The sequence below is a fragment of the Coleofasciculus sp. genome, assembly GCF_046539235.1.
Classification (GTDB): Bacteria; Cyanobacteriota; Cyanobacteriia; order Cyanobacteriales; family Coleofasciculaceae; genus Coleofasciculus.
In genome coordinates this window covers 1-3,248 of sequence record NZ_JBKHHI010000573.1, presented here as the reverse complement: position 1 = coordinate 3,248, position 3,248 = coordinate 1, and the positions used below count along the sequence as shown (strand labels likewise).

3 protein-coding genes and 1 pseudogene are annotated in these 3,248 nt (G+C 46.4%); 1 reads left to right on the top strand and 3 read right to left on the bottom strand.

Annotated elements, in window-relative coordinates; genetic code table 11:
* Positions 1-300: pseudogene (locus ACLFWI_RS28685) on the bottom strand (hypothetical protein); the annotation flags it as partial.
* A gap of 159 nt (positions 301-459) precedes the next feature.
* Complete coding sequence (locus tag ACLFWI_RS28680) at positions 460-1,311, bottom strand: hypothetical protein (RefSeq protein ID WP_446415765.1); 852 nt, start codon at positions 1,309-1,311, stop codon at positions 460-462.
* Between the two features lie 70 nt (positions 1,312-1,381).
* Here ACLFWI_RS28680 and ACLFWI_RS28675 point away from each other — a divergent pair, with 70 nt between their 5' ends.
* On the top strand, positions 1,382-2,248 hold the full coding sequence (locus ACLFWI_RS28675) for a shikimate dehydrogenase (RefSeq protein WP_446415764.1): 867 nt from the start codon (positions 1,382-1,384) through the stop codon (positions 2,246-2,248).
* 262 nt (positions 2,249-2,510) lie between these two features.
* Here ACLFWI_RS28675 and ACLFWI_RS28670 read toward each other — a convergent pair.
* On the bottom strand, positions 2,511-3,248 hold a 738-nt coding region (locus ACLFWI_RS28670), incomplete at its 5' end, for an alpha/beta fold hydrolase (protein ID WP_446415763.1).

The following is a 3,248-nucleotide window of genomic DNA, read 5'->3' as shown; positions in this document are numbered from 1 at the left end:
AAAATCACACCGTCCATTTAGTCCAAGTGATTCATCAACCGTAAAATCCTCCCCGGAAAATAAGCTGACCCGTCGTTGCAGGATGCGCCGAACTTCCAGCAAAACCGGATAAATAATGCCTTCCGAACGCGCTTTTTCACTAGCCGATGCCGCTAAAGGTAAACTTTCTTCTAAAAAGGATACCAGAGTTGGGGATGGTTGAATCGGTTCAACATCCGGCAAAAAGTGAATCCCTTCGGCTGTGGTTAAATTAAACGCTTCTTTGGCTTTACCAATAGTGGTAAATTGACTATAGGGCATAGCTGAAGATAATGGCGGGTTTTGTTGAACAGTTATTGGTGAGTTATCGGTGAGCAAGGGCGGGTTTTGTTGTTCAGTTATTGGTGACAAGCAAGTTTAGTGGCTAAACCCGCCCCTACAAAGGACTAATGACAAATGACATAAGACATAAGACAAATTCTAACGCCGTCTCCTTCCCGTCGAACGCCGACGGCTGCCAGAACTGCTACCAAAACCACCGGAACGATTCCTGCGCGTCGAATCAGATTTATTAGAACGGCGCAAATTACTAGACCCGAAACCTGAACCTGTCGCCCGATTACCTTTTTGGCGATTTTTGTCAGCCGTTGCAGATGTATTCGATGAGCGTCTTAATTGACCTGTACTGCGGAAGGCTTGACGATTTTTGACCGCGGGTGGGGGTTGATTATGACGGGCTTGATATCGGTCTACCGCTTGCGAGTAGGTGCTTCCATATCCACCATATCCGGTCATAATTCCACCGGGTTGATACACAGGGGGTACATAATAGCTGGGTCGAAATAATAAACTCCCTAAAGCTTGACCCGCCATAGCGCCTGCAAATGGTGTCCAGAAATTGGATTCCCGCCGCACAATTACGGTTTCCGGTTGACCCGTTTGCGGATTCGTTTGGGTTTCGGTAACGTTATGCACATATTCAATCCGAAAGTCTTCACTTAAGTGCATATCGGCTTGACCATTTTCGATTTGCAAGTATGTTTTTTCACCCGCCGCGAGTTCCTGATCGGTTAAACGGGCTAATCGCAAATCTGGACTACGCAAGACAGGGGGTGTACCGGGTGGTGTATTCAGCAACATCACGCTATATTCACCACTAACATCATCATAAGTGGCTTGTTGAACCGGATATTTCCCATCAGGGAACTGTTGGGCATTTGAGGTAACATTGACCGTCTGATTTGGGCTTTGGGTGACGGAAGGCGAACCACACGCTAGGGTGGTTAGACACAATGCCAAAGACATGAAAAGGATAATAAGTTTTCGCAGCATATCAGAAAATTATTGAATTGGGTGATTCATTGGGGATTCAACTTATCCCATGCCTTGCTAAAATAGCACAATGCAACAGATCACAGGGACAACCAAACTCTTAGGCGTAATTGGTCATCCGGTGGAGCATTCTCTATCACCAATTATGCACAATCGCGCGATCGCACAGTTGGGTGTGGATTATGTCTATCTCCCTCTACCTGTTAAACCGGAGGATTTAGATGTCGCCGTGGCGGGGTTGGCGGCGATGGGTTGGCAAGGCTTTAATATCACGATTCCCCATAAGCAAGCCATTATCCCCCTCTTATCCGAGGTATCCGATATCGCCCAACTGGTGGGTGCAGTGAACACGGTTTGGCGTACTGATAAAGGGTGGAGTGGGACAAATACCGATGTCTTAGGGTTTATCGCACCCCTGAATCAATATCAGCGAGATTGGCATCAAACCAAGGCGGTAGTATTAGGCTACGGTGGTGCAGCACGCGCCGTTGTCGTGGGTTGTATGCAGTTGGGTTGTCCTGAGATTTGGGTTGTGGGTCGTAATCCCTATAAGTTAAGTCAGTTCCAGCAAAGTTGGGCAAATACTCCCTTATCTAAGATTCTACAGGCTTATCCCTGGGAGGAAATGCCACAATTACTACAACAAGCCGATTTACTGGTGAATACAACACCTGTGGGGATGCATCCTTATGTGAATCAATCTCCTGTGGATGAACAGACAATGCAAGGATTACCCAAAAGCGCGATCGCTTATGATTTAATTTACACCCCAAATCCCACAAAATTTCTGCAACAAGCCAAACAACAAGGCGTAATTTCCATTGATGGCTTAGAAATGTTAGTCCAACAAGGTGCAGCCGCATTAGAGATTTGGTTAAAACAAACACCACCTGTTGAGATTATGCGAGAATCCTTACAGCAGGAATTAGGGATTTAGCTAATTATTCCTGGTTCATTGTAATGTCAGCAATGTAGGGTGGGCAAAACTATCAACGCTGGAAAAGCCTGTGTTCTCCTTAATTCCTTTTGCCCACCTTATTCAACTAAGATATGAACCTTTTGAGGAAAGCGGCAAACGCCTCTACCCAAATGCTTGTAGGGGCGACCCGCTTGCACCAATTAACAACTCCAGTTCACTTAATTTGTCCGGGTCGCCCTCTTCTATACCCCCAGTTTCAGAAAGTATTATGATTTTATCCTTAAATGGTGTCAGCTTTAAATAATAAACGCAACGCCTCAACAATTTGGTTGGGAGCATCTTCCTGAACAAAATGACCCGCACCTGAAAGAATAACCGTTTTTGACTTCTGAAAAACCTGCTGAAAACGCAGACGCTGATTTGCTCGAAACGCCGGATCACAATCGCCCCACAAAATCAATGCTGGCTTATCCGCCAAACGAGAGAGACTTTGGCTAACCTGTTGCAGAAATAAACCACTTTTGAGAATCTCTCTAGCAAAAATATGAGTCGGTTCCCTGGAACTTGGCGTCGGAAAGGGGGCGCGATAATGGTGCATGAGGACGCGATCGCAACGCTGGCGCTGAATTCCTACAGGAATGATCCAATTCACAAAAGCATTAAAACGGCGAATTAAGACACCACCCAGCGCACCCCCAAAGAATCGGGAAAACCCTGCTAAGAGTAGGTTATCATCAACTGACCAAGCAAACGTATTCGCGATCGCAAACCCCCGGAAACGCTGCGGTTGTTTTCCCGCCACACCCAAACCAATGGGTCCCCCCCAATCGTGGACAAACAAAATCATCTCTTGCAAGTCGAGTTGGTTAACAAACTCCTCGATAACCCGTGAATGTTCTTGAGGAGTGAAACCATATCCCGCCGCCGCTTCGGAGAGTCCAAACCCTGGATAATCAACAGCAACACAGCGAAAGTCAGCTTTTAACTCAGCAATAATATGGCGATAGAGAAAAGACCA